The 231-nt window shown below is 40.3% G+C and carries 1 protein-coding gene; it reads right to left on the minus strand.

From position 1 onward, the window contains the following. Nucleotides 1-231 (minus strand): endonuclease/exonuclease/phosphatase family protein (locus AAEY83_RS18955; RefSeq protein WP_351061808.1); only part of this gene is annotated, 231 nt, incomplete at both ends.

Here is a 231-nt window from a genome sequence, read left to right on the forward strand (position 1 = left end):
GCCACTACAGGGCGTTTATAAATAAAGTCATCAATCACCTCTGGCGTATCAACTACAGCAAAGTAATTATAACCTTGCTCGCCTACTAGCTCTTTTAATGAGTCAATGCTAAACACTTCCTGAAAACCAATCACATCAGGGGCATGTTCTGTTAAGTAATCAACAATCCAACGCTGCTTTTTAGCCCACTGCTGCGCGGTATAAATTTTCTCAAACTCATAGTATGCATTG

This window comes from Psychrobacter sp. TB20-MNA-CIBAN-0197, assembly GCF_040309765.1.
In the GTDB taxonomy this organism is placed as follows: domain Bacteria; phylum Pseudomonadota; class Gammaproteobacteria; order Pseudomonadales; family Moraxellaceae; genus Psychrobacter; species Psychrobacter submarinus.